Origin of the sequence: Streptomyces sp. NPDC058701, from assembly GCF_042715295.1 — a bacterium.
GTDB lineage: Bacteria > Actinomycetota > Actinomycetes > Streptomycetales > Streptomycetaceae > Streptomyces.
In genome coordinates this window covers 109174-133590 of record NZ_JBHXSY010000009.1, presented here as the reverse complement: position 1 = coordinate 133590, position 24417 = coordinate 109174, and the positions used below count along the sequence as shown (strand labels likewise).

Below are 24417 nucleotides of genomic sequence, written 5' to 3'. Positions count from 1 at the left end.
GTGTAATTGGCAACACGAGGGTTTCTGGTTCCCTTATTCTAGGTTCGAGTCCTGGTAGCCCAGCGCAGTACGAGGCAACACCAGCTGGCCCCCGTTGTGTAGCGGCCTAGCACGCCGCCCTCTCAAGGCGGTAGCGCCGGTTCGAATCCGGTCGGGGGTACGCATCGAAGAGGCCCTCCGCGATCATCGCGGAGGGCCTCTTCGCCGTTCCCGGACGGATCCGGAGCCATTGTGAGTACGGGCCCGGGGGCGCGTGTTCGGACGTGTGCGGCGTCGTACGCGCCCCCGGACCCGGGGGAGTGGGGGGAAGGGAACGGAAGGGTCAGCCGGTGCGGCGCAGGGCTTCGGTCAGGCGCGCCGCGGCGTCGATGACGGCCTGGGCGTGCATCCGGCCCGGGTGGCGGGTCAGCCGTTCGATCGGGCCGGAGACCGACACGGAGGCCACCACGCGGTTCGAGGGGCCGCGCACCGGCGCCGAGACGGAGGCCACGCCGGGCTCCCGCTCGCCGATCGACTGGGCCCAGCCCCGGCGGCGTACGCCCGAGAGCGCCGTCGCCGTGAAGCGCGCGCCCTGCAGACCGCGGTGGAGCCGCTCGGGCTCCTCCCAGGCCATCAGGATCTGCGCGGCCGAGCCCGCCTTCATCGGGAGGGTGGAGCCCACCGGGACGGTGTCCCGCAGGCCCGACAGCCGCTCGGCTGCCGCCACGCAGATGCGCATGTCCCCTTGACGGCGGTAGAGCTGCGCGCTCTCCCCCGTCACGTCCCGTAGATGGGTGAGTACCGGTCCCGCCGTGGCCAGCAGGCGGTCCTCGCCGGCCGCGGCGGCGAGCTCCGCCAGCCGCGGGCCGAGGATGAACCGGCCCTGCATGTCCCTCGCCACCATCCGGTGGTGTTCCAAAGCCACGGCAAGGCGATGCGCCGTGGGTCGTGCGAGCCCTGTCGCCGCGACCAGCCCGGCGAGGGTGGCCGGACCGGACTCCAGTGCGCTCAATACCAGAGCTGCCTTGTCGAGAACGCCGACGCCGCTAGAGTTGTCCATGAAACGATATTCGCGTCTCACACTGTGAAACGCAAGTTCAATTTTTCCAAGAACCAGCGAGTCTGTATGTGCGGGTCCACGAACCACTGGGTCCGAGCCGTCGTCCGGTGCGTGGGGTACGGGCGATCAGGCGCAACAGATCTCTATGAAGCGCCGCCACAACCGGGCGGCCGGAGGGAAAGCGATGGGTAGGACACTCGCGGAGAAGGTCTGGGACGACCATGTCGTCCGGCGCGCCGAGGGCGAGCCCGACCTCCTCTTCATCGATCTGCACCTGCTGCACGAGGTGACCAGCCCGCAGGCCTTCGAGGGTCTGCGCCAGGCCGGCCGGCCCGTCCGACGCCTCGACCTCACCATCGCGACCGAGGACCACAACACCCCCACCATCGACATCGACAAGCCGATCGCGGACCCGGTCTCCCGGGCCCAGCTGGAGACGCTGCGCAAGAACTGCGCCGAGTTCGGCGTGCGCCTGCACTCGCTGGGCGACGTCGAGCAGGGCGTCGTCCACGTGGTGGGACCGCAGCTCGGCCTGACCCAGCCCGGCACCACCGTGGTCTGCGGCGACTCCCACACCTCCACGCACGGCGCCTTCGGCGCACTGGCCTTCGGCATCGGCACCAGCCAGGTCGAGCACGTGCTGGCCACCCAGACGCTCCCGCTGGCCCGGCCCAAGACGATGGCCATCACCGTCACCGGCGCGCTGGCCGAGGGCGTCACCGCGAAGGACCTGATCCTGGCGATCATCGCCCGGATCGGCACCGGCGGCGGCCAGGGCTACATCCTGGAGTACCGCGGCGAGGCCGTCGAGCAGCTGTCGATGGAAGCCCGCATGACCATCTGCAACATGTCGATCGAGGCCGGCGCCCGCGCGGGCATGATCGCGCCCGACGAGACCACCTTCGAGTACCTCCGCGGCCGCGACCACGCCCCCGCCGCGGGCGAGGAGTGGGACGCGGCGGTCGCGTACTGGAAGACGCTGCGCACCGACGACGACGCGGTCTTCGACGCCGAGGTCGTCATCGACGGCACCGCGCTGGCCCCGTTCGTCACCTGGGGGACCAACCCCGGCCAGGGCGCCCCGCTGTCGGGGCACGTCCCCGACCCCGCTTCGTACGAGGACGCTTCGGAGCGCCACGCCGCCGAAAAGGCCCTGGAGTACATGGGGTTGACCGCCGGACAGTCGCTGCGCGACATCACGGTGGACACCGTCTTCGTAGGTTCCTGCACCAACGGCCGCATCGAGGACCTGCGGGCCGTCGCCGGGATCATCGAGGGCCGCAAAGTGGCCGACGGCGTACGGATGCTGGTCGTGCCCGGCTCGGTCCGGGTCGCGCTGCAGGCCGTGGAAGAGGGCCTGGACAAGGTCTTCAAGGAGGCCGGGGCCGAATGGCGGCACGCGGGCTGTTCGATGTGCCTGGGCATGAACCCCGACCAACTGGCTCCGGGCGAGCGCTCCGCGTCCACCTCCAACCGCAACTTCGAGGGCCGGCAGGGCAAGGGCGGGCGGACGCACCTGGTCTCCCCGCAGGTGGCCGCCGCCACCGCGGTACTGGGCCATCTGGCCTCGCCCGCCGACCTGTCCGACGCCCACGCGACCGCCGGAGTCTGAACACCATGGAAGCCTTCACCACCCACACCGGCCGGGCCGTCCCGCTGCGCCGCAGCAACGTCGACACCGACCAGATCATCCCCGCCCACTGGCTGAAGAAGATCACCCGCGACGGGTTCGAGGACGGGCTCTTCGAGGCCTGGCGCAAGGACCCCGAGTTCGTCACCAACCGTCCGGAGCGCGCGGGCGCCACGGTGCTGGTCGCCGGCCCCGACTTCGGCACCGGCTCCTCGCGCGAGCACGCCGTCTGGGCCCTGCAGAACTTCGGCTTCAAGACGGTCATCTCCTCGCGCTTCGCCGACATCTTCCGCGGCAACTCGCTGAAGAACGGTCTGCTGACCGTCGTGCTCCCGCAGGAGACGGTGGAGCGGCTCTGGAAGCTGACCGAGGCCGACCCGCTGGCCGAGATCACCGTCGACCTCGTCGACCGCCAGGTGCGGGCGGAGGGCGTCGTCGCGGAGTTCGAGCTCGACGACAACGCCCGCTGGAGGCTTCTGGAGGGGCTGGACGACATCTCGCTCACCCTTCAGAACGAAGCGGACATCGCCACCTACGAAAGCACCCGGCCGTCCTTCAAGCCCCGCACGATTAGGCTCTGATTCCAGCCTGATCAGCGCTTATTCGCCTTTCGGCGACCACATCGACAACACTGTGCCCCCCACCGTCCGGTGGGGGGCACAGCTGTGTGTTGAGGCCCCGTGAGGCGACAACTCGCCCCAGATGGCACAATCTGTGCATGGAACGCGACAGTCAACTTGAGCTCTACGAACTCGTCGCGGACCGACTGAAAGAAGCACACGCAAGGGTGCGCTCACTGCAAGTCCCGGAGGGCGTAAGGATGGCGCTGTCCCGGAAGCTGTTGGTCGCCACGGCTTCGGCGAAGCACGATCTCGCCGACGCGGCAAGGCGCCTGGACAGGTTGATGAAGGACCTCGACGAGGGTCGATTCCCTGAAGGCGACTGATGCGAAGGAACTCCGTAACGGCCTACAGCGTTGCGGCACTAGGGTGATTAGCCCGTTTCGTGTTTGATTTGCGGTATATATCCGCCTAACGTGCGAAATAAGCTTGAACACATTCGTTCTGGCGAAGTCTCCGAAGGGGAAGACGTTGAACAAGGCGCAGCTCGTAGAAGCGATTGCCGACAAGCTGGGCGGCCGTCAGCAGGCCGCGGACGCTGTCGACGCGGTACTGGACGCGATCGTCCGCGCTACCGTCGGAGGCGACCGGGTCTCGGTCACGGGCTTCGGCTCGTTCGAGAAGGTCGACCGCCCGGCCCGTTACGCCCGCAACCCGCAGACCGGAGAGCGCGTCCGGGTCAAGAAGACCTCGGTGCCCCGCTTCCGTGCGGGCCAGGGCTTCAAGGACCTGGTCAGCGGCACCAAGAAGCTGCCCAAGGGCGGCGAGGTGTCCGTGAAGAAGGCGCCCAAGGGCAGCCTGACCGGTGCCGCCTCCGCGACGGTCAAGAAGGCCGCTGCGAAGAAGGCCACCACCGCCAAGAAGTCGGCGGCGAAGACCACGGCCGCGAAGAAGACCACGGCCACCGCCAAGAAGGCCGCCACCGCGACCGCCAAGAAGACGGCGGTGAGGAGCACGGCCACCGCGAAGAAGGCCACGGCCACGGCGAAGAAGACCACCGCCACGGCCAAGAAGGCGACGCCGGCGGCGAAGAAGACCACCGCCGCCGCGAAGAACACCGCTCCGGCCGCCAAGAAGGCCACCGCAGCGACGAAGGCGCCCGCCAAGAAGACGGCGACGCGCAAGGCCACCGCGAAGAAGACCACCGCCCGCAAGAAGTAGGGGCACGAGTCACACACGCCGGGCCGGCTTCCCCCTCGGGGGAAGCCGGCCCGCGGTGCTGTTCGGACGCCGGCGCCCACGAGCGTCCGTGCCGGGCCGAAACTCCAGGTCAGAGGCTCAGAGGCTCAGAGGCTCAGAGGCTCAGAGACGCAGAGGTTCAGAAGGTCTGCAGCGTGACGAGGGTGATCCGCAGGCCCGCGCCCTCGCCGTCCGTCTCGATCCGGACCCGCTGCCCGGGCCGCAGCAGCCGCAGGCCGCCCGCGTCGAACGCCGGGGAGTCGAAGGGCACCGGGGTGCCGTCGTCCAGCAGCACGCTGCCGCTGCGGGTCTGGGAGTCGTACGTGTACGCGGTCGCCTGCATACCGGCACTGTATCGGGCGGTGTGCCGCCCCACGCCGAGCACGAGGGCCGCCCGCAGGTCCGCCGCGGTGTCCACGTCCCGGCGCACGCTGTCGACCCCCGTCAGCGTGATTTCCACGGCTCCCGAGTCCGAATGCCGGGCCCTGGACAGACCGCCGAACGAGGGTGCCAATTCCACGTACGGCGCAGCGGAAAGCAAGGTCGTCCCGATTCCGGCGGCATCCGCCAGAAATGCCCGGGGAAATGCCGAAGCGTTATCGAGCACGCGTAGCAATTCGGACGGCCGAAGGGCCGGAAGATCGGCGTTCATCGCGGCCACCGCCACCCCCGGCCGGGCCGCCCGGGCCGCCCGCGCCCCGTGGGCCAGCGCCGCGTTGAGCCCGGAGGCGGGCGCGTCCGGAACGATCCGCGCCCCCAGCCGCGACAGTTGCCTGCCGGCCGTGCGGTCGTCCGTGACGACCACCACATCGGCCACCGCGGCGCATGCCAGCGCCCCCGCCACGGTGTCCAGGGCGAAAGCCAGGGCCAACCCCGGACGGGACGCGCCGACGGCCGCCGCGAGACGGCTCTTCGCCAGCTCCAGGGGCTTCAGCGGGACCACCAGACTCCACACGGCGTTCGTGGCCGATCCCTTCCCTCCGGTGCGCTCCGGCGCAGGCTTATGCCATGGTCAGGTCATGGCCGGGTCACGTCTCGGCTCATTGTCGCCCTCCCCGGGCGACCCGGGGGACCGGTGGCGCGAGCGGGGCGTACGGTGTTCTCGACAGAGACCGGGCCCGGGGCGACACTTGTCCGGCCGACGAGGTGGCCGAGCCGCGCACCGGTCCTAGAGGAAGGTGTCCGAGTGTCCCGCCGCAGAATCGGCTTCTGGTACCGCCTGGCGGCGGTCATCGCGAAACCGCCGCTGGTAGTGCTCTTCAAGCGGGACTGGCGGGGAATGGAGCACATTCCGGCCGAGGGCGGATTTATCACCGCCGTCAATCACAACTCGTATCTGGACCCGCTCTCCTACGCGCACTTCCAGTACAACACCGGGCGCGTGCCCCGATTGCTCGCGAAGGCCGCCCTCTTCAAGGTCCCTATTGTCGGCGCGATCCTGCGCGGTTCCGGGCAGATCCCGGTCTACCGGGAGAGCACCAACGCCCTGGTCGCATTCCGGGCCGCGGTGGACGCGATCGAGCGCGGCGAATGCGTGGCCTTTTACCCGGAGGGCACCCTCACCCGCGATCCGGACATGTGGCCGATGGCCGGCAAGACCGGCGCCGCGCGCGTGGCGCTGATCACCCGGGCCCCCGTCATTCCGGTGGCCCAGTGGGGCGCGAACCTCGCGATGCCGCCGTACGCGAAGCGGGACAGGCTCCGCCTCTTCCCGCGCAAGACCCTCCAGGTGCTCGCGGGGCCCCCCGTGGACCTCTCCGCGTTCTACGACAGGGAACCGACGCCGGAGGTCCTCAAGGAGGCCACCGAGGTCGTCATGGCGGCCATCACGGCCCTTCTGGAGGAGGTGCGGGGCGAGCGCGCGCCCGCGCAGCCGTACGACCACCGCAAGGCCAGGGCACAGCAGCGGCGCAAGGCCGCAGGGGAGGGCAAGAAGTGACACGTCGCGTGAAGGCAGCCGTCTACGGAACCGGCTCCTGGGGCACGGCCTTCGGCATGGTGCTCGCCGACGCCGGCTGCGAGGTGACCCTGTGGGGCCGCCGCCGGGAACTGGCCGACGCCGTCAACCACGGCCGGACCAATCCGGACTACCTGCCGGACGTCGTGCTCCCGGAGAACCTCCGGGCCACCACCGACCCGGCCGAGGCCGCGGCGGACGCCGACTTCACCGTCCTCGCCGTCCCCTCCCAGACCCTGCGCGACAACCTCGCCTCCTGGGCCCCGCTCCTCGCCCCCGGCACCGTGCTCGTCTCCCTCATGAAGGGCGTCGAACTCGGCACCGCCAAGCGGATGAGCGAGGTCATCGAGGAGGTGGCCAAGGTCCCCGCCGACCGGATCGCCGTCGTCACCGGCCCCAACCTGGCCCGCGAGATCGCCGCCCGGCAGCCCGCCGCCTCCGTCGTCGCCTGCGTGGACGAGGCCGTGGCCCAGCGCCTCCAGGCCGCCTGCCACACCCCGTACTTCCGGCCGTACACCAGCACTGACGTCGTCGGCTGCGAACTCGGCGGCGCCGTCAAGAACGTCATCGGCCTCGCCGTCGGCATCGCGGACGGCATGGGCCTCGGCGACAACACCAAGGGCTCCCTCATCACCCGCGGACTCGCCGAGGCGACCCGGCTCGGCGTGGCGATGGGCGCGGACCCGCTCACCTTCTCCGGCCTCGCCGGCCTCGGGGACCTCGTCGCCACCTGCTCCTCGCCGCTGTCCCGGAACCACACCTTCGGCACCAACCTCGGCCGCGGGATGACCCTGGAGGAGACCATCGCGGTCACCCGGCAGACCGCCGAGGGGGTCAAGTCCTGCCAGTCGGTGGCCGATCTGGCCAGGCGCCACGGGGTCGACATGCCCATCACGGACACCGTCGTCGACATCGTGCACCACGGCAAGCCGACCCTGGTCGCGCTCAAGGAACTGATGGGGCGCAGCGCCAAACCGGAACGGCGCTGAGTCCTTTCCGGACGTCTGAGCGGGTACCCTCGTGGCGATATGAGCAGCGAGAACCTCCCCCAGACCCCTGAGCAGCAGGGCCGCAAGCCCCGCGTGGCCGTCGTGTTCGGCGGCCGCAGCTCGGAACACGCCATCTCGGTCGTCACGGCGGGCGCGGTCCTGCGCTCCATCGACCGGTCCAAGTACGAGGTGCTGCCCATCGGCATCACCACGGACGGCCGGTGGGCGCTGACCGCCGACGAGCCCGAGCGCATGGCCATCGCCGACCGCCGGCTCCCGAACGTCGCCGAACTGGCCGACTCCGAGGACGGCGCCGTCGTGCTGTCGGTCGACCCGGCCAACCGCGAGGTCGTCTACACCGAGCCGGGCGCCGTCCCCAAGGCACTGGGCGAGGTCGACGTCGTCTTCCCCGTGCTGCACGGACCGTACGGCGAGGACGGCACCCTCCAGGGCCTGCTGGAGCTCTCCGGCATCCCGTACGTCGGTTCCGGCGTCCTCGCCTCGGCCGTCGGCCAGGACAAGGACTACATGAAGCGGGTGTTCACGTCCTTCGGGCTGAACGTCGGCCCGTACGTGACCATCCGCCCCCGCGAGTGGGAAGCCGACCGGGACGCGGCGCGCGCCAGGGTCCTGGACTTCGCCGGCGAACACGGCTGGCCGCTGTTCGTGAAGCCCGCCCGGGCCGGCTCCTCCATCGGCATCACCAAGGTCGACGACGCCGGAGCCCTGGACGCCGCGATCCAGGAGGCCCGCCGCCACGACCCGAAGGTCATCGTGGAGGCGCTGCTGCGCGGCCGCGAGATCGAGTGCGGCGTCCTGGAGTTCGAGGACGGCCCGCGCGCGAGCGCGCCCGCCGAGATCCCGCCGGTCTCCAGCCACGACTTCTACGACTTCGAGGCGAAGTACATCGACTCCGCCTCCGGGATCGTGCCCGCCCCGCTGACCCCGGAGCAGACGGCCGAGGTGCAGCGGCTCGCGATCGAGGCCTTCGAGGCCGCGTCGTGCGAGGGCCTCGTGCGCGCCGACTTCTTCCTCACCGAGGACGGCGAGTTCGTCATCAACGAGATCAACACGATGCCGGGCTTCACGCCGATCTCCATGTACCCGCGGATGTGGCAGGAGTCGGGCATCGAGTACCAGGAGCTGGTGGACCGCCTGATCCAGGCGGCCCTGCGCCGCTCCACCGGCCTGCGCTAGAACGCGCCCCGCGGCAGCGGACCGCCCGCCCGCCCCGCCCTGAAGGGCGCGGGCGGGCGGGCGGCGGTGTGCCCGGGCGGGCGCGGCGTGCGGGACGCCGTCCGGGCCGCGCGAGCCCGACGCCGGTCCGGGCCTTCAGTAGGAGGAGATGCCCTCGGGCACGGTCCTCGCGATCACGTCGGACAGACCCACCAGCATCCCGGCGTCCTCGGCGTGCTCCCGGTCGACCCGCACCTGCGCGTACGCGAGCCGGCCCCCGGTGGTGAAACGGAAACCGCCGTCGGGGAGCTTCTCCAGCAGCCAGGCCACGCCGTTCACGTGGACGCCCTCCTGTGCCGGATCGGCCATCTCGCGGGGCTTGGGGATCCCGCACCGCAGTACGATCGCCGAGCCGCCCCACGAGGCCGTCAGATCCGATGCCGGTTCGGTGGTGGTCCGCGCCAGGCCGGCCACCGTTTCGGGGAGTTCCTCGTGCAGCGCTGCACAGAACCCCGCGACATCGGCGGGCGGCGTGGCGGGCGGATCCACCCGGGCCCGGGAACCGCCCGGTGAACACGCCGCGAGGACCAGTACGGACAGCGCGGCGGGCAGGGCCAGGACACGGAGGGGCCGGTGGTGGAGGGACATCACCGGCCCAGAGTAGACGGGGGCTACAGATGGACCACCGGGCAGGTCAAGGTGCGGGTGATCCCCTCCACCTGCTGGACCTTGGCGACGACCATGCGGCCGAGGTCGTCCACGGTGTCGGCCTGGGCGCGCACGATCACGTCGTACGGACCCGTCACGTCCTCGGCCTGGATCACCCCCGGGATCTGGCCGATGGACTCGGCGACGAACGACGCCTTGCCCACTTCGGTCTGGATGAGGATGTACGCCTGTACCACGGAACCTCCAGGGCGGCCACGAGGATCATTTCCCCTAACCTTCGGGTGGGCCCCACACGATCGAAGGGGCCGGGGGAAGAAGGGACGCCACGGTACCGCGTCGCCGAGGGCCGCGGGGAGACCCGCGAGCACGGAGCCGCGCACGGCGGGGCGTACGGAGAGCAGAAGTTGACGTATCTGTTGACGGTACCCAGAGCTGTGACGGCTCGCGACCGCAAGCGGACTGGGCAAGAAGGGGCACAGCGATGAAGGGCACTGTGGGCGAGCTGGGGGAGTTCGGGCTCATCAGGGAACTCACCTCACGGCTCACCACCACCCCGGCGGTCCGGCTCGGGCCGGGCGACGACGCCGCGGTGGTGTCGGCCCCCGACCGGCGGGTCGTGGCGAGCACCGACATCCTGCTGGAGGGCAGGCACTTCCGGCGCGACTGGTCCACGGCCTACGACGTCGGCCGCAAGGCCGCCGCGCAGAACCTCGCCGACATCGCCGCCATGGGCGCGGTGCCGACCGCGCTGCTCCTCGGCCTGGTCGTCCCGGCCGAGCTGCCGGTCACCTGGCCCACCGAGCTGATGGACGGAATCCGCGACGAGTGCCAGGTCGCCGGCGCCGCCGTGGTCGGCGGGGACGTGGTCCGCGGCGACACCATCACCGTCGCGATCACCGCCCTCGGCGACCTCCGCAACCACGAGCCCGTCCTGCGCTCCGGCGCCCAGCCCGGCGACGTCGTCGCCGTCACCGGCTGGCTGGGCTGGTCCGCGGCCGGATTCGCCGTCCTCTCGCGGGGCTTCCGTTCACCCCGGGCCTTCGTCGAGGCGCACCGCCGCCCGGAGCCGCCCTACCACGCGGGCCCCGCCGCCGCCGGACTCGGCGCCACCGCCATGACCGACGTCAGCGACGGCCTGATCGCCGACCTGGGGCACATCGCCGAGGCCAGCAAGGTACGGATCGACCTGCGCTCCTCGGCCGTTGACATCCCCAGCCAGATGCACGACATCGGCCAGGCCGTCGGCGTGGACCCGCTCCAGTGGGTCCTCACCGGCGGGGAGGACCACGCGATCGTGGCGACCTTCCCACCCGACGTGAAGCTGCCCGCCCGCTGGAAGGTCATCGGCGGCGTGCTCAACCGCTCCGCGCTGCCCCAGGTGACCGTCGACGGGGCCCCCTGGACCAGCACCGGCGGATGGGACCACTTCGGCGCCGACCCGGCCGCCGAGGACGGCGCCCCGTGAGGACGGCGCCGCCCCTGTGCCTGACCGTCGCCGGATCCGACTCCGGCGGCGGCGCGGGCATCCAGGCCGACCTCAAGACCATGCTCGCGCTCGGCGTCCACGGCATGAGCGTGGTGACCGCCGTGACCGCGCAGAACTCCCTCGGGGTACGGGGAGCCTGGGAGCTCCCCGCCGAGGCCGTGACGGCCCAGTACCGGGCCGTCGTGGACGACATCGGCGTACGGGCCGTCAAGACCGGCATGCTCTCCTCGGCCGTGCTGGTGGAGACCGTGGCCGCGCTGCTGGCCGACACCCCGGCGCCGGCCGTCGTGGACCCGGTCGGCGTCTCCAAGCACGGGGACGCGCTGCTCGCCGCCTCCGCGCTGGACGCCGTACGCGGGGAACTGCTGCCGCGGGCCACCGTGGCCACGCCCAACCTGGACGAGGTGGCGCAGCTCACGGGCCTGCTCGTGGAGACCGAGGACGACATGCGCCGGGCCGCCGACGCGATCCTCGGCTACGGTCCGCGCTGGGCGCTCATCAAGGGCGGGCACCTCGGGGCGCACGGCGACGAGGCGGTGGACCTGCTCAGCGACGGCACCGAGGAACGCTGGCTGAGGGCCCCCCGCTTCGACAACCGGCACACCCACGGCACGGGCTGCACCCTCGCCAGCGCCGTCGCGGCGGGCCTCGCCAAGGGCCTGACCGTCCCGGAGGCGGTCACCGAGGCAAAGGCGTACGTGACCGGGGCCATCGCCGCGGGCTTCGCGCTCGGCGCGGGCATCGGCCCGGTGGATCACGCCTGGCGGTGGCGCTGAGCCCCGCCCGGCCCGGGGCCCCCACCGGGTCCGGTAAAGGCAAAAGGCCGGTTCACCAGAGGTGAACCGGCCTTCTTGGCAACCGGAAAGGGCTGCGCTACGACGGGAGGCGTCAGCGCGAGACCTTGCCGGCCTTGATGCACGAGGTGCAGGCGTTGAGGCGCTTCGGCGTCCCATTGACCACGGCACGCACGCGCTGGATGTTCGGGTTCCAGCGACGCGAGGTACGGCGGTGCGAGTGGGAGATGCTGTTGCCGAAGCTCGGCCCCTTGGCGCAAACGTCGCAGTTGGCAGCCACAGGTCACTCCAAAACTTCAGGTGCAATTACAGTGAAACCGGCGCACCGGATCCAGAGATCTGAAGTGGCTTGCCGGGGGAATGGCCCGACTCTCATCGGGCAACCGGAGCAGCATACAACGCCTGCACCGGTCCAAGAAAACTACCATGGCTGCCGCAGCCCCCGTCCCGAGGTGCGGACGCCCCGGCAGTCCTTCGTTACCCTGCGGTGAACCCTGGCCCGCACAAGGAGGAACGCCCGGTGCCGCACGAGCCCCAGCCGCAGCGCCCCGACGAGCTCGACGCCGAAGCGGTGCGCACCTGGAGCTCGCTGGCCGTGGCCGCACTGGGCCGGGCCCGCGAGGACATCGACGCGATCAACGTCTACCCGGTCGCCGACGCGGACACCGGCACCAACCTCTACCTCACCGCCGAATCCGCCGACCGCGCCCTGGACGAGGCCTTCGGCAAGGTGACCGAGGGCACACCGCACACCTCCCTGTCCCACGCCGTACGGGCCTACGCGCACGGAGCCCTCGTCGGCGCCCGGGGGAACTCCGGGACGATCCTGGCGCAGCTGCTGCGCGGGGTCGCCGACGTCCTCGGCGACGAACCCGGCGCCCGGGGCCCGGGGCGGCTGCTGGCGCAGGCGCTGACCCGGGCCGCGGAGTCGGCGTACGCGGCCGTCGCCCACCCGGTCGAGGGCACCATGCTCACCGTGGCCACCGCCGCGGCCCGGGCCGGCGAGGCGGCCGGCGCCGCCGCCGGGACCGCCGCCGACGTGGCCCGCGCCGCCTACGACGGGGCCCGCGAGGCCCTGGCCGAGACCCCGGGGCAGCTGGCCGTGCTCGGCCGGGCCGGGGTGGTCGACGCCGGCGGCTGCGGCGTGGTCGCCGTGCTCGGGGCGCTGTGGCAGGCGCTGTCGGGGCAGGAGCCGGCCGCCGAACCGGTGCGCGGCCGGGCCGTGCCCGTACCCCGGCCGGCGGAGCCCTGCGCGAACGGGCAGGACGGACCGGCGTACGAGGTGATCTATCTGCTGGAGGCCTCCGAGGCCGCGGTCGCGGACCTGCGCGCCCGGCTCGACGGGCTCGGCGACTCCCTCGTCGTGGTCGGCGGCGACGGCCTGTGGAACGTCCACGTGCACGTCGACGACCCCGGTGCGGCCATCGAGGCGGGGGTCGTCGCCGGGCGGCCGTACCGGATACGGATCACGCACTTCGGCGACGAACGGCGCCGGGCCCGCGGTGAGCGCGCCCAGCGGGCCGTGGTCGCCGTGGTTCCGGGGGAGGGGCTCGCGGGACTGTGCGGGGAGGCCGGCGCGACCGCCGTGCTCGCCCGGCCCGGGGAGGTCCCGGCGGCGGCCGAGCTGCTGGACGCCATCCGCCGCGCGCACGCCCGCGAGGTGGTGCTGCTGCCGGGCGGCGCCGAACTGCGCGCCGTCGCCGTCGCGGCGGCCGAGCAGGCGCGGGCCGACGGCGTACGGGTGGCCGTGATCCCCACCCGCTCCGCCGTACAGGGGCTGGCCGCGCTCGCCGTGCACGACCCGGACGGCAGCTTCGACGAGGACGTGGTCGCCATGACGGCGGCGGCCGGCGCCACCCGCTACGCGGAACTGGCCGTCGCCGAACGGCAGTCCTTCACCTCCGCCGGCATCTGCCAGGCCGGTGACGTGCTCGGCCTCATCGACGGGGACGTCGCGGTCATCGGCGCGAGCCTGACCGAGACCGCCGAGGCGGTCCTGGAGCGGATGCTCGGCTCCGGCGGCGAGCTGGTCACCCTGGTCCTGGGCCCCGACGTGCCGGACGCGCTCGCCGAGCGCCTGGAGGCGTACGTCCAGCACGGGCACCTGGCGGTGGACACCGTCACCTACCGGGGCGGGCGGCACTCGGCGCCGCTCCTCATCGGGGTCGAATAGCCGCCTTGTCAGCGGCATGGTGTGCAATGGAACACGTGCCCGCGCTCGACGAAGACCTCAAGAAGACGCTCGGCCCCGCCACCGCGAAGGTGCTGGCCGAGCAGCTCGGCCTGCACACGGCCCTGGACCTGCTCCACCACTACCCGCGGCGCTACGCGGAGCGGGGCGAGCTGACGCCGCTGGCCGAGCTCGCCGACCAGCTCGACGAGCACGTGACCGTCGTCGCCCAGGTCGCCGACGCCCGGATCCTGACCTTCAACGGCGGCCGCGGCAGACGCCTGGAGGTGACCATCACCGACGGCAGCGGCCGGCTCCAGCTCGTCTTCTTCGGCGCGGGCGTCCACAAGCCGCACAAGGACCTGCTGCCCGGCACCCGCGCCATGTTCGCGGGCAAGGTCGGCATGTTCAACCGCAAGCTCCAGCTCTCCCACCCCGCCTACGAGCTGCTGAGTGCCGACGCCTCCGACGAGGACGCGGCGACCGCGTTCGCGAGCCGGCTCATCCCGATCTACCCGGCCTGCGCCAAGCTGGAGTCCTGGAAGATCACCAAGTGCGTGGACGCGGTGCTGCCCGGGGTCCAGGAGACCGTGGACCCGCTGCCGCCCGCCCTGCGCGAGGGCCGCGGACTGGTCCCGCTCACCGAGGCCCTGCTGAAGATCCACCGCCCGGCGACCAAGGCCGACATCGAGGACGCCCGCCAGCGCCTGAAGTGGGACGAGGCCTTCGTCCTCCAGGTCGCCCTGGCCCGCCGTCGCCACGCGGACTCCCAGCTCCCGGCCGTCCCGCGCCGTCCCACGCCCGGCGGCCTGCTGGACTCCTTCGACGCCAAGCTCCCCTTCACCCTCACCGACGGCCAGCTCAAGGTCTCCGCGGAGATCTTCGACGACCTGGCCACCAGCCACCCCATGCACCGCCTCCTCCAGGGCGAGGTGGGCTCGGGCAAGACGATGGTGGCGCTGCGCGCGATGCTCGCGGTCGTCGACTCCGGCGGACAGGCCGCGATGCTCGCGCCCACCGAGGTGCTCGCCCAGCAGCACCACCGGTCGATCACCGAGATGATGGGCGAGCTCGCCGAGGGCGGCATGCTCGGCGGCTCCGACCGGGGCACGAAGGTGGTGCTGCTCACCGGGTCGATGGGGGTGCCGGCCCGCCGCCGGGCGCTGCTCGACCTGGTCACCGGGGAGGCGGGGATCGTCATCGGCACGCACGCCCTGATCGAGGACAAGGTGCAGTTCCACGACCTCGGCCTGGTCGTCGTCGACGAACAGCACCGCTTCGGCGTGGAGCAGCGCGACGCGTTGCGCTCCAAGGGCAAGCAGCCCCCGCACCTGCTGGTGATGACCGCGACCCCGATCCCCCGCACGGTCGCCATGACCGTCTTCGGCGACCTGGAGACCTCCGTCCTGGACCAGCTGCCCGCCGGGCGTTCGCCCATCGCCACCCACGTGGTGCCCGCCCAGGACAAGCCGCACTTCCTGGCCCGCGCCTGGGAGCGGGTCCGCGAGGAGGTGGAGAACGGCCACCAGGCGTACGTCGTGTGCCCGCGCATCGGGGACGGCGACGACGCCGCCCCCGGCAAGAAGAAGGCCGCCGCCGAGGCCGACGGGGACAAGCGGCCCCCGCTCGCGGTCCTGGACATCGCCGAACAGCTCACCCGCGGCCCGCTCGCCGGGATCTCCGTCGAGGTGCTCCACGGGCGGATGGATCCGGCCGACAAGGACGACGTGATGCGGCGCTTCGCCGCGGGCGAGGTCAAGGTGCTGGTCGCCACCACCGTCATCGAGGTCGGGGTGAACGTCCCGAACTCCACCGTCATGGTGATCATGGACGCCGACCGGTTCGGCGTCTCCCAGCTCCACCAGCTCCGCGGCCGCGTCGGCCGCGGCTCCGCCCCGGGCCTGTGCCTGCTGGTCAGCGAGATGCACGAGGCCAGCCCCGCCCGGGCCCGGCTCGCCGCCGTCGCCGCCACCCTCGACGGCTTCGAGCTCTCCCGGATCGACCTGGAACAACGCCGCGAGGGCGACGTCCTCGGCCAGGCCCAGTCAGGGGTGCGCTCCTCGCTGCGGATGCTCGCCGTCATCGAGGACGAGGAGGTCATCTCCGAGGCCAGGGAGGAGGCCACCCGCGTCGTCGCCGAGGACCCCGAGCTGGAGGGCCTGCCCGGCCTGCGCACCGCCCTCGAGGCACTGCTGGACACCGAGCGGGAGCAGTACCTGGAGAAGGGCTGACCGGTACGACCTATCGTGGGAGGTCCGTACCCCTCCGACCGCCGTACGAAGGACCCCAGATGACCCGCGTGATCGCCGGCAGCGCCGGCGGGCGACGGCTGGCCGTGCCCCCGGGCACCGGCACCCGCCCGACCTCGGACCGGATGCGGGAAGGCCTCTTCTCCACCTGGGAGTCGCTGCACGGCATCGGGGGGTCCCGGGTGCTCGACCTGTACGCCGGCTCCGGCGCCGTGGGCCTGGAGGCGCTTTCCCGCGGCGCCGACCACGCCCTGCTGGTCGAGCCCGACGCCAAGGCCGCCAAGGCCATCCGGGACAACATCAGGGCGCTGGGCCTGCCGGGCGCGGAGTTCCGGGCGGGCCGGGCCGAGCAGATCGCCGCGGCCGTCGCCGCCGGGGACCCGTACGACCTGGTCTTCCTGGACCCGCCGTACGCCGTCGGGCACGACGATCTCCGGGAGATCCTCCTCACACTCCGGTCCCAGGGCTGGCTCACCGGCGATGCGCTCGTCACCGTGGAGAGGAGCACCAGGAGCGGTGCCTTCCCGTGGCCCGAGGGCTTCGAACCGCTCCGGTCGCGAAAGTACGGCGAGGGCACCCTCTGGTACGGTCGCGCCGCCTTCACCAGCGAAGATTCATGATGTCCGCACCGGAGAGCGAGGGACTTCAGTTGCGCCGCGCCGTCTGTCCGGGGTCGTTCGACCCCATCACCAACGGACACCTCGACATCATCGGCCGGGCCTCCCGGCTCTACGACGTGGTCCACGTCGCCGTGATGATCAACCAGTCGAAGCAGGGCCTGTTCACCGTCGAGGAGCGGATCGACCTGATCCGCGAGGCGACCGCCGACTACGGGAACATCGAGGTCGAGTCCTTCCACGGCCTGCTCGTCGACTTCTGCAAGCAGCGGGACATCCCGGCCATCGTCAAGGGCCTGCGCGCCGTCAGCGACTTCGACTACGAACTCCAGATGGCCCAGATGAACATAGGGCTGTCCGGCGTCGAGACGCTCTTCGTCCCGACGAACCCGACCTACAGCTTCCTGTCGTCCTCGCTGGTCAAGGAAGTCGCGACCTGGGGCGGCGACGTGGCCCACCTGCTGCCCGCGCACGTGCACTCCGCCCTGCTGGAACGACTGCGCGACCGCTGACCGCCCGGGCGGGGCCACCGGCCGGTGTCGGGGCTGCGCCCGCCGGCCTTACAGTCGTCCCGTCCGACTCGGGAACCGCCCGAGGCCGAGAGAGTGCGAGCCCCCATGGACGTGCAGAAGAAGCTCGACGAGATCGTCGCGGCCGTCGGCGGCGCCCGCTCCATGCCCATGTCGGCCTCCTGCGTGATCAACCGCGCGGAACTGCTCGCCCAGCTCGAAGAAGTCCGTGCGGCTCTCCCCGGCTCCCTCGCCCAGGCCCGTGAACTCATCGGCGACCGGGAGCAGATGGTCGAGGAGGCCCGCCGCGAAGCGGACCGGATCATCGAGTCCGCGCACAGCCAGCGCGGTTCGCTGATCTCCGACACCGAGGTCGCGCGGCGCTCCCAGGCCGAGGCCGACCGGATCCTGGAGGACGCCCGTCGCGAGGCGGAGGAGATCCGGGCCGAGGCCGACGACTACGTCGACAGCAAGCTCGCGAACTTCGAGGTCGTCCTCACCAAGACGATCGGTTCGGTGGACCGCGGCCGCGAGAAGCTGCTGGGCCGCGGACCGGGCCTGGACGAGCACGGCTACCCGGACGCCGAGGCGCCCGAGCGCAGCCACGACCCCGAGACGCAGCGCCTGCAGGCGGACGCGTACGTGGACACCAAGCTGGCCACCTTCGAGGCGGTGCTCTCCAAGACCCTGGAGGCGGTGGGCAAGGGCCGCCAGAAGCTGCTGGGCAGGATGCCCACCGACGACCTCGGCGCACACATGGCCGCCCAGGACGCCGCGGGCTCCCAGCAGTCCCGCTCGTCGAGCGACGCGGACTTCCTGGCGGGCCTCGCGGAACCGGAGCGGGCCGCGGCGCCGGCGCAGCCGCCGATCCCCGCCCAGGCACAGCCGCAGCCCGTCTACGACGCCTACGCCGCGCAGTACTCCGGCCAGCCGGCCGCGCAGCACCAGGACGCGTACGGCTACCAGGACCCGTACGGCGGTTACCAGCAGCAGCCCGACCCGTACTCCGGCGCCGACCCGGCGGGTGCGCCCTACGCCGGCCACTACGACGCGCAGCAACACGACCCCTACGCGTCCTTCCAGCAGCAGCCCCAGCAGTCGCAGCAGTCGCATCAGGCCCAGCAGCCCTCGCTGGACGAGACCAGCCTCTTCGACACGAGCATGATCAACCTGGACCAGTTGCGCCAGTACGAACAGGGGCGCTAACACCGGATTGGGCGGAGAGCTCCCCGGCGGGTATCCTGGCTCTTCGGTCGCGCGTATGCACCGCGATCCATGCTGCCCACATGTGGCGGAAACTTCGATCTTGAGCAATCCGTGAAAGCAGGAACAGCCCTGAATACCCGCCTCGACCACCGCAACCCCCTCGTGTTCGACACGCACGAGCTGGGTCGGCGTCCTGGTGCCATGCAGAAGCTGTTCCGTGAGATCGCGGCACCGGCGGACCTCGGTCTCGCCGGGGTCATCGGAGTGCCGGAAGGCGCCCCGCTCAAGCTCAAGCTCCGCCTGGAGTCGGTCATGGAAGGGGTGCTTGTCACAGGCACCGCCCGTGCATCGGCCGTAGGGGAGTGCGTAAGGTGTCTGGAGTCCGTCGAGCGCGAGCTCAAGGCGGACTTCCAGGAGATGTTCTCGTACCCTGACGCCGACGACCGGACCCGCTCCAAGGCGGAGCCGGCCGACGACGCCGAGGACGACGAGGACACGCTCTTCCTCGAGGACGGTTTGTTCGACCTCGAACCCGTGCTGCGCGACGTGGTGGTGCTCGCACTGCCGCTGCAGCCGGTGTGCCGGGAGGACTGTCTCGGACTGTGCCCCGATTGCGGGCTCAGCCTGAACGACGACCCGGACCACCACCATGACGCCGTCGACATCCGTTGGGCGGCACTGCAGGGACTCGTCACCGATCAGGGCGATGAGAAGGACAACATGAGCGGCACTGCCTCTGACGGAGTTCAGGGCGCCGCCGAGAAGCAGGAGAAGTAGCCGTGGCTGTTCCGAAGCGGAAGATGTCGCGCAGCAACACGCGCCACCGCCGGTCGCAGTGGAAGGCTGCGGTCCCCACCCTGGTTTCGTGCGAGCGTTGCCAGGAGCCGAAGCTCCAGCACATTGCGTGCCCGAGCTGCGGCACCTACAACAAGCGCCAGGTCCTCGAGGTCTGAGCGGCTGGTGAGAGGCGCAATGTCTGAGCTGTCCAACGCTGAGAAGCAGGCAGACAGTAACAAAGCGGCCTCGTCCCACACGCTTCTGGAAGGGCGGCTCGGGTACAAACTCGAGACCGCCCTTCTGGTGCGCGCGCTGACGCACCGCTCGTACGCGTACGAGAACGGCGGTCTGCCCACCAACGAGCGGCTGGAGTTCCTGGGGGACTCCGTGCTGGGCCTGGTGGTCACGGACACGCTGTACACGACCCACCCGGACCTCCCCGAAGGCCAGCTGGCCAAGCTTCGGGCCGCGGTGGTCAACTCGCGCGCACTGGCGGAGGTCGGGCGCGGCCTCGAACTCGGTTCCTTCGTCCGGCTCGGCCGCGGCGAAGAGGGCACGGGTGGCCGGGACAAGGCATCCATCCTCGCCGACACCCTTGAAGCGGTGATCGGCGCGGTCTACCTCGATCAGGGCCTCGACGCGGCCTCGGAGCTGGTCCACCGGCTCTTCGACCCGCTCATCGACAGGTCCTCGAACCTCGGTGCCGGCCTGGACTGGAAGACCAGTCTCCAGGAACTCACGGCGTCCGAAGGTCTTGGCGTACCGGAATACCTGGTCTCGGAGACCGGCCCGGACCACGAGAAGACCTTCACCGCTGCTGCTCGCGTCGGTGGTGTCTCGTACGGCACCGGCACCGGCCGCAGCAAGAAGGAAGCGGAACAGCAGGCCGCCGAGTCGGCCTGGCGCGGCATTCGCGCCAAGGCGGACGAGCGGAACGCGGCACCCACCGCGACCGCACCGGCTCCTGCGGCAGCGGCGAAGGCCCCGGCCGGGGCCGGGGAAGGCGGGGCGCCGACGCCCGCCGACCCGCAGCCCGACGCCTGATCCTTCCTTCGGGAGCTCCCCGCCCCGCCACCTGTCCGCAGGTGGCGGGGCGGACCCGTTTCCGGGGCCCGGGAAGGGGGCCGGTAGGCTCGGACCCCGCGCCCGGAACCGGCGCGCCGCCCCGAGGAGAAGCCGTGCCCGAGCTGCCCGAAGTCGAAGTCGTGCGACGGGGGCTGGCGCGCTGGGTCGCGGGGCGGACCGTGGCGTCCGTCGAGGTCCTCCACCCGCGCGCGGTCCGCCGTCACCCCGGGGGCGGGGCCGACTTCGCGGCACGGCTCGGCGGTCAGACCGTCGGTGTGCCGCAGCGGCGCGGGAAGTACCTGTGGCTGCCCCTGGAGGGGCGGGACCTGTCGGTGCTCGGGCACCTCGGGATGAGCGGGCAGCTGCTCGTCCAGCCGCAGGGGTCCCCCGACGAGAAGCACCTGCGCATCCGCGTGCGGTTCGCGGACGACCTCGGCACCGAGCTGCGCTTCGTCGACCAGCGGACCTTCGGCGGGCTCTCCCTGCACGAGAACACGCCCGACGGGCTGCCCGACGTCATCGCGCACATCGCCCGGGACCCGCTGGACCCGCTGTTCGAGGAGGACCGGTACCACCTGGCCCTGCGCGCCAAGCGGACCACGCTCAAGCGGGCGCTGCTGGACCAGTCGCTGATCAGCGGGGTCGGCAACATCTACGCCGACGAGGCGCTCTGGCGCGCCAAGCTGCACTACGAGCGCCCCACCGCCACCCTCGCGCGCCCCCGGAGTGCGGAACTCCTCGGCCATGTCCGGGACGTCATGAACGCGGCCCTCGACGTCGGCGGGACCAGCTTCGACAGCCTGTACGTCAACGTGAACGGGGAGTCGGGCTACTTCGACCGTTCGCTCGACGCCTACGGCCGTGAGGACGAGCCCTGCCGCCGTTGCGGCACCCCGATGCGGCGCAGGCCATGGATGAACCGGTCGAGCTACTTCTGCCCGCGCTGTCAGAGGCCGGCGCGCGCCGCGTCGTAGGTCCGCCGGGAGGCCAGTACGTCTGCCATGCTCCCCTCCAGGAAGTGGATGAGGGCGAGCAGCCGGTCCGCGACCTCCGTGCCGAGCGGGGTCAGTTCGTAGTCGACGCGAGGCGGGTTCGTCGGCTGCGCCTCGCGGTTGACGATGCCGTCGCGCTCCAGCGCGTGCAGCGTCTGCGAGAGCATCTTCTCGCTCACGCCCTCCACGCGCCGGCGCAGCTCGTTGAAGCGGCACGGGCCCTCGCGCAGTGCTCCCACGGTGAGGCTGCCCCAGCGTCCGGTGACGTGCTCCAGGGTCTCCCGGGAGGGGCACGCGCGCGCGAAAACGTCGAACGGAAATTCAGATCCGGCGGCTTCGGTACAGACGGCTGGTGTCTCCATGCCCTCAAGCGTACCCCCACGCAGCGCTAACTGTCGTATTGCGCTTTCGAAAAGTAAGTGCTTTCCTTTCTCTTGTCGGACCACACCCGTGGGACGGCCCAGACCTGTCCAGGGAGACCGCTTTGTCCGCCATCACGCATGCCCCCGTCGTCTCGATCGCCTACCACTCCGGATACGGCCACACCGCCGTCGTCGCCGAGGCCGTCCGCAACGGAGCCGTCGAGGCCGGCGCGACCGTGCACCTCATCGCGGTGGACGCGATCGATGACGCCCAGTGGGAGCTGCTCGACGCGTCCGACGCGATCGTCTTCGGATCACCGACCTACATGGGCACGGCGTCCGGCGCCTTCCACGTCTTCGCGGAGGCCACCTCGAAGCGCTGGTTCGGTGACGTCTGGCTCGACAAGGTCGCGGCGGGCTTCACGAACTCCGGCTCCAAGAGCGGTGACAAGCTCCACACCCTGCAGTTCTTCCAGACGCTGGCCGCCCAGCACGGCATGAGCTGGGTCAATCTGGGTCTGAAGCCGGGCTGGAACTCCACCGCCGGTTCCGAGGACGACCTCAACCGCCTCGGCTTCTTCTCCGGCGCGGCCGCCCAGACCAACTCCGACGAGGGTCCGGAAGGCGTCCACCGCGCCGACATCGCCACGGCCGAGCACCTGGGCCGCCGCGTCACCGAGCACGCGCGCGTCGTCATCGCGGGCCGTGCGGCCCTGGCGGACGCGGTGCTCGTCTCCGTCTGAGGGTCCCCGGCCGGTCGGCTTGCCATCCGGAACGCGGACGGGCCCCGCCTGCCCGAGGGGGCCGGCGGGGCCCGTCCGTACGCTCGTCTCGTCGGGTCTCAGAAGCCGAAGTCCTGCGTCCACCAGGGGCCGCCGGAAGCGAAGTGGGCGCCGACGCCCAGGGTGCGGAACTCGCAGTTGAGGATGTTCGCCTTGTGGCCCGGGCTGTTCATCCAGGAGTTCATCACGGACGCGGCATCACCCTGGCCGCGGGCGATGTTCTCGCCGCCGAGGCCGGAAAGGCCCGCCTGGGACGCGCGGTCCCACGGGGTGTCCCCGTCGGGGTCGGTGTGGTCGAAGAAGCCGCGGACCGCCATGTCCTTGCTGAAGGCGCCGGCCAGCGCGGCCAGCGGCGGGTTCGCCCGGACCGGGCCGCATCCGGCCTGCGCGCGGGCCTGGTTCACCAGGGCGACCACGGCCGCCTCCTCGGCGGAGTGCCCGTCCGCGGGGGCGGGCGCGGTCGGCGCCGGGGCGGAGGGCTTCGGGGGCACCGGCTTCGGGAGCACCGGCTTCGCGGGCACCGGCTTCGGGGGTACCGGCTTCGCCGGGGCCGGGGCGGTGCTCTTCTGCGGAGCCTTGGTGGAAGGGGCCGGGGGAGCGGAGGGGGCCGGCGGTTCCTCCGGGGAGGAGGGTGACACCGGTGCGGAAGCGGATGCCGAGACGGAAGCGGATGGGCTGGGTGATGCCGATGCCGATGCCGATGCCGACGGCGTCGGGGCGGCTGACGGACTGCCGGACGGGCTCGGAGCGGCGGCGCCCGAAGGGGCCCGGCCGGACAGGTTGGCGAGGCCGCCCTGCTGGTCGAGCGCGCTGTCCCGGGCCGGGGTGGACGCCGCACCGGCTTCCGCCCCGCCGGGGGTGTCCGTACCGCTGACCCCTACATAGGGGAAGGAGCCGCCGACCGGCACCATGCCCGTGGTGACGGCCGCGGCGGCGAGGGCCACGGCGACCGAGGCGCCCAGCAGGCCGGTGCGCAGGGCGGTTCCGCGCCGGCCTTCGCGGCGCGGCGCGGCGTTGAGTCGGTGGCGTCCCATCGGCGGCGTGCCTTCCTCGGAGCTCAAGATCATCCGTTACTCACCCAAATGGGTGAGTTCATTGCTGCGCGACTGTACGCCATGGGTCCAGGGGGGCGATGTGCCCGGAAAGGGCCCGTCCGGTTAGCGTTCACGCATGGATGACGATGTCCGCCTGACCGCCTGGGTGCGCGGCCGTGTACAGGGAGTGGGCTTCCGCTGGTTCACCAGGGCCAATGCCCTGGAGCTCGGAGGAGTGGTCGGCTTCGCCCTCAACCTCGACGACGGGCGGGTGCAGGTGGTGGCCGAAGGTCAACGTGAGAATTGCCACCGGCTGCTGGAATGGCTGCGGTCCGCCGACACGCCCGGCCGGGTGGACGGTGTGACGGAGATCTGGGGCACACCGCGAGGCGGTTACGACGGATTCGCGATCCGGTGATCGATCGACTGATCATGTACTGATCACATGCATCCGGCGGCGGCACCCGGTCGGAACTGCGCATTCGTCGCCGACGCGTTGCCGACGGACGCGATCCGTGGAAGGCTCGGAGACGAGGATGATCTCCACGCCCCTTGCGGGGGCCGGGTCGCCCGCCGATACGGGGCGTGATCGTGTTGACCGTCAAACTTTTTGGTGAGACGCTGGAAGCCCCGCGCACCTGAGCTGTTTGGCAGTGTTGGCATTAGTAAGCGCAGTGACTGTCAGTCGCTGCCGGACATCCGCGGGTGCGATTCCCTCACGACCCACACCGCTTCGGTCGGTCACTCAGTGTGGAGGACCATCCATCATGGCAAAGGCGCTTCTCGGTTACGTCGGCGGTTCCGATCCGCGACTCCTCGCCGAGATGCGACGGCTTCAGCAGCGCGTCCAGGACCTCGAGTCCGAGCTCGTACGGATTCAGTCCGAAAATGACGCGCTGAACGCGGCCGCCGCTCAGCACGACGGAGACTCGCTGCTGGACAGCATCGATATCGACGTACCGCAGGCGGAGCCTGCGCTCACCTGATTCGCGCTCCCCAGGTCGCTGGACTCTCAGCCCCGCTTGATCTGCAAGGGACGCTTCGGCGTCCCTTCGTTCTTGGACGTCCGAACGCCTGGACGCCGCGCCGCACGGCGTGGAGCCAGGCGGGGGGCC

27 protein-coding genes, 1 tRNA gene and 1 pseudogene are annotated in these 24417 nt (G+C 71.4%); 22 read left to right on the top strand and 7 right to left on the bottom strand.

Going from position 1 to position 24417, the window contains the following annotated elements; genetic code table 11:
* The first annotated feature begins 87 nt into the window (after window positions 1-87).
* Window positions 88-160, top strand: a tRNA-Glu gene (locus ACFWW8_RS12695).
* A gap of 162 nt (window positions 161-322) precedes the next feature.
* Here the strand turns inward: ACFWW8_RS12695 and ndgR are convergent.
* Complete coding sequence (gene ndgR, locus ACFWW8_RS12690; protein ID WP_150517662.1) at window positions 323-1039, bottom strand: IclR family transcriptional regulator NdgR; 717 nt, start codon at window positions 1037-1039, stop codon at window positions 323-325.
* A 184-nt stretch (window positions 1040-1223) separates the two neighbouring features.
* Between ndgR and leuC the strand changes: the two genes are divergently transcribed.
* The 4 genes from leuC to ACFWW8_RS12670 all read left to right on the top strand — a co-directional run bounded on the left by leuC (window position 1224) and on the right by ACFWW8_RS12670 (window position 4450).
* A complete protein-coding gene (gene leuC, locus ACFWW8_RS12685; RefSeq protein WP_386527299.1) occupies window positions 1224-2651 on the top strand; it encodes a 3-isopropylmalate dehydratase large subunit in 1428 nt (475 codons plus the stop codon).
* 5 nt (window positions 2652-2656) lie between these two features.
* Window positions 2657-3250 (top strand): 3-isopropylmalate dehydratase small subunit, encoded by a 594-nt coding sequence (gene leuD / locus ACFWW8_RS12680; protein WP_386527296.1) that lies wholly within the window; start codon window positions 2657-2659, stop codon window positions 3248-3250.
* Window positions 3251-3387: 137 nt separating this feature from the next.
* A complete protein-coding gene (locus tag ACFWW8_RS12675; RefSeq protein ID WP_386527294.1) occupies window positions 3388-3615 on the top strand; it encodes a hypothetical protein in 228 nt (75 codons plus the stop codon).
* A gap of 145 nt (window positions 3616-3760) precedes the next feature.
* Window positions 3761-4450, top strand: coding sequence for an HU family DNA-binding protein (locus ACFWW8_RS12670; protein ID WP_386527290.1), 690 nt, complete (start codon window positions 3761-3763; stop codon window positions 4448-4450).
* 358 nt (window positions 4451-4808) lie between these two features.
* Here the strand turns inward: ACFWW8_RS12670 and cofC are convergent.
* A pseudogene (gene cofC, locus ACFWW8_RS12665) lies at window positions 4809-5423 on the bottom strand (2-phospho-L-lactate guanylyltransferase); the annotation flags it as partial.
* Between the two features lie 231 nt (window positions 5424-5654).
* On the opposite strand from cofC, the gene ACFWW8_RS12660 reads away from it, so the two are divergent.
* From ACFWW8_RS12660 to ACFWW8_RS12650, 3 genes are read left to right on the top strand one after another with little or no spacing between them, the layout of a single operon-like run.
* On the top strand, window positions 5655-6407 hold the full coding sequence (locus tag ACFWW8_RS12660; RefSeq protein ID WP_386527287.1) for a lysophospholipid acyltransferase family protein: 753 nt from the start codon (window positions 5655-5657) through the stop codon (window positions 6405-6407).
* Window positions 6404-7414: an NAD(P)H-dependent glycerol-3-phosphate dehydrogenase gene (locus ACFWW8_RS12655; protein WP_386527284.1), complete on the top strand. Its 1011-nt coding sequence runs from the start codon at window positions 6404-6406 to the stop codon at window positions 7412-7414. The genes ACFWW8_RS12660 and ACFWW8_RS12655 overlap by 4 nt, the downstream gene beginning before the upstream one ends.
* Window positions 7415-7453: 39 nt before the next feature.
* Window positions 7454-8611: a D-alanine--D-alanine ligase family protein gene (locus ACFWW8_RS12650; protein WP_386527281.1), complete on the top strand. Its 1158-nt coding sequence runs from the start codon at window positions 7454-7456 to the stop codon at window positions 8609-8611.
* A 135-nt stretch (window positions 8612-8746) separates the two neighbouring features.
* On the opposite strand, the gene ACFWW8_RS12645 is transcribed toward ACFWW8_RS12650, so the two are convergent.
* Both ACFWW8_RS12645 and ACFWW8_RS12640 read right to left on the bottom strand, forming a co-directional pair.
* Entirely contained in the window at window positions 8747-9238 is a 492-nt protein-coding gene (locus ACFWW8_RS12645) for a DUF3515 domain-containing protein (protein ID WP_386527279.1), read from the bottom strand.
* 23 nt (window positions 9239-9261) lie between these two features.
* Window positions 9262-9495: an Lrp/AsnC family transcriptional regulator gene (locus ACFWW8_RS12640; protein WP_030011290.1), complete on the bottom strand. Its 234-nt coding sequence runs from the start codon at window positions 9493-9495 to the stop codon at window positions 9262-9264.
* Window positions 9496-9740: 245 nt separating this feature from the next.
* Here ACFWW8_RS12640 and ACFWW8_RS12635 point away from each other — a divergent pair, with 245 nt between their 5' ends.
* Both ACFWW8_RS12635 and thiD read left to right on the top strand, forming a co-directional pair.
* Window positions 9741-10724 carry a thiamine-phosphate kinase gene (locus ACFWW8_RS12635; RefSeq protein ID WP_386527276.1) on the top strand — a complete coding sequence of 328 codons (984 nt, stop codon included), beginning with the start codon at window positions 9741-9743 and terminating at the stop codon, window positions 10722-10724.
* Window positions 10676-11521, top strand: a complete 846-nt coding sequence (thiD, locus tag ACFWW8_RS12630; protein ID WP_386527273.1) for a bifunctional hydroxymethylpyrimidine kinase/phosphomethylpyrimidine kinase — start codon at window positions 10676-10678, stop codon at window positions 11519-11521. The genes ACFWW8_RS12635 and thiD overlap by 49 nt, the downstream gene beginning before the upstream one ends.
* 112 nt (window positions 11522-11633) lie before the next feature.
* Here the strand turns inward: thiD and rpmB are convergent, their stop codons facing one another.
* Window positions 11634-11819, bottom strand: a complete 186-nt coding sequence (rpmB, locus tag ACFWW8_RS12625; RefSeq protein ID WP_073911113.1) for a 50S ribosomal protein L28 — start codon at window positions 11817-11819, stop codon at window positions 11634-11636.
* A 240-nt stretch (window positions 11820-12059) separates the two neighbouring features.
* On the opposite strand from rpmB, the gene ACFWW8_RS12620 reads away from it, so the two are divergent.
* The 9 genes from ACFWW8_RS12620 to mutM all read left to right on the top strand — a co-directional run bounded on the left by ACFWW8_RS12620 (window position 12060) and on the right by mutM (window position 21106).
* Window positions 12060-13712, top strand: a complete 1653-nt coding sequence (locus tag ACFWW8_RS12620; RefSeq protein WP_386527270.1) for a DAK2 domain-containing protein — start codon at window positions 12060-12062, stop codon at window positions 13710-13712.
* A 26-nt stretch (window positions 13713-13738) separates the two neighbouring features.
* Entirely contained in the window at window positions 13739-15940 is a 2202-nt protein-coding gene (recG, locus tag ACFWW8_RS12615) for an ATP-dependent DNA helicase RecG (protein ID WP_386527268.1), read from the top strand.
* Window positions 15941-15999: 59 nt separating this feature from the next.
* Entirely contained in the window at window positions 16000-16578 is a 579-nt protein-coding gene (rsmD, locus tag ACFWW8_RS12610) for a 16S rRNA (guanine(966)-N(2))-methyltransferase RsmD (protein WP_386527265.1), read from the top strand.
* Window positions 16579-16607: 29 nt separating this feature from the next.
* Complete coding sequence (gene coaD / locus ACFWW8_RS12605; protein WP_386527577.1) at window positions 16608-17087, top strand: pantetheine-phosphate adenylyltransferase; 480 nt, start codon at window positions 16608-16610, stop codon at window positions 17085-17087.
* Window positions 17088-17192: 105 nt separating this feature from the next.
* A complete protein-coding gene (locus ACFWW8_RS12600) occupies window positions 17193-18290 on the top strand; it encodes an ATP synthase F0 subunit B (RefSeq protein ID WP_386527262.1) in 1098 nt (365 codons plus the stop codon).
* Window positions 18291-18401: 111 nt separating this feature from the next.
* Complete coding sequence (locus ACFWW8_RS12595; RefSeq protein ID WP_386527259.1) at window positions 18402-19067, top strand: YceD family protein; 666 nt, start codon at window positions 18402-18404, stop codon at window positions 19065-19067.
* A gap of 2 nt (window positions 19068-19069) precedes the next feature.
* Complete coding sequence (rpmF, locus tag ACFWW8_RS12590) at window positions 19070-19243, top strand: 50S ribosomal protein L32 (RefSeq protein ID WP_003965982.1); 174 nt, start codon at window positions 19070-19072, stop codon at window positions 19241-19243.
* Window positions 19244-19262: 19 nt separating this feature from the next.
* Window positions 19263-20111 (top strand): ribonuclease III, encoded by an 849-nt coding sequence (rnc, locus tag ACFWW8_RS12585; protein ID WP_386527256.1) that lies wholly within the window; start codon window positions 19263-19265, stop codon window positions 20109-20111.
* A gap of 134 nt (window positions 20112-20245) precedes the next feature.
* Window positions 20246-21106 (top strand): bifunctional DNA-formamidopyrimidine glycosylase/DNA-(apurinic or apyrimidinic site) lyase, encoded by an 861-nt coding sequence (mutM, locus tag ACFWW8_RS12580; RefSeq protein ID WP_386527254.1) that lies wholly within the window; start codon window positions 20246-20248, stop codon window positions 21104-21106.
* Here mutM and ACFWW8_RS12575 read toward each other — a convergent pair.
* Window positions 21079-21486, bottom strand: coding sequence for a winged helix-turn-helix transcriptional regulator (locus ACFWW8_RS12575; protein WP_386527251.1), 408 nt, complete (start codon window positions 21484-21486; stop codon window positions 21079-21081). The two genes, mutM and ACFWW8_RS12575, sit on opposite strands and share 28 nt — an antisense overlap.
* A gap of 131 nt (window positions 21487-21617) precedes the next feature.
* Between ACFWW8_RS12575 and ACFWW8_RS12570 the strand changes: the two genes are divergently transcribed.
* Window positions 21618-22229, top strand: a complete 612-nt coding sequence (locus ACFWW8_RS12570) for a flavodoxin family protein (RefSeq protein ID WP_386527575.1) — start codon at window positions 21618-21620, stop codon at window positions 22227-22229.
* Between the two features lie 98 nt (window positions 22230-22327).
* On the opposite strand, the gene ACFWW8_RS12565 is transcribed toward ACFWW8_RS12570, so the two are convergent.
* A complete protein-coding gene (locus ACFWW8_RS12565) occupies window positions 22328-23302 on the bottom strand; it encodes a CAP domain-containing protein (RefSeq protein ID WP_386527248.1) in 975 nt (324 codons plus the stop codon).
* Window positions 23303-23438: 136 nt separating this feature from the next.
* Here ACFWW8_RS12565 and ACFWW8_RS12560 point away from each other — a divergent pair, with 136 nt between their 5' ends.
* Window positions 23439-23720 carry an acylphosphatase gene (locus ACFWW8_RS12560; RefSeq protein WP_386527246.1) on the top strand — a complete coding sequence of 94 codons (282 nt, stop codon included), beginning with the start codon at window positions 23439-23441 and terminating at the stop codon, window positions 23718-23720.
* A gap of 349 nt (window positions 23721-24069) precedes the next feature.
* The gene (locus ACFWW8_RS12555; protein WP_030032603.1) at window positions 24070-24288 is read left to right on the top strand and encodes a hypothetical protein; all 219 of its coding nucleotides are present in this window, start codon (window positions 24070-24072) and stop codon (window positions 24286-24288) included.
* Window positions 24289-24417 lie beyond the last annotated feature (129 nt).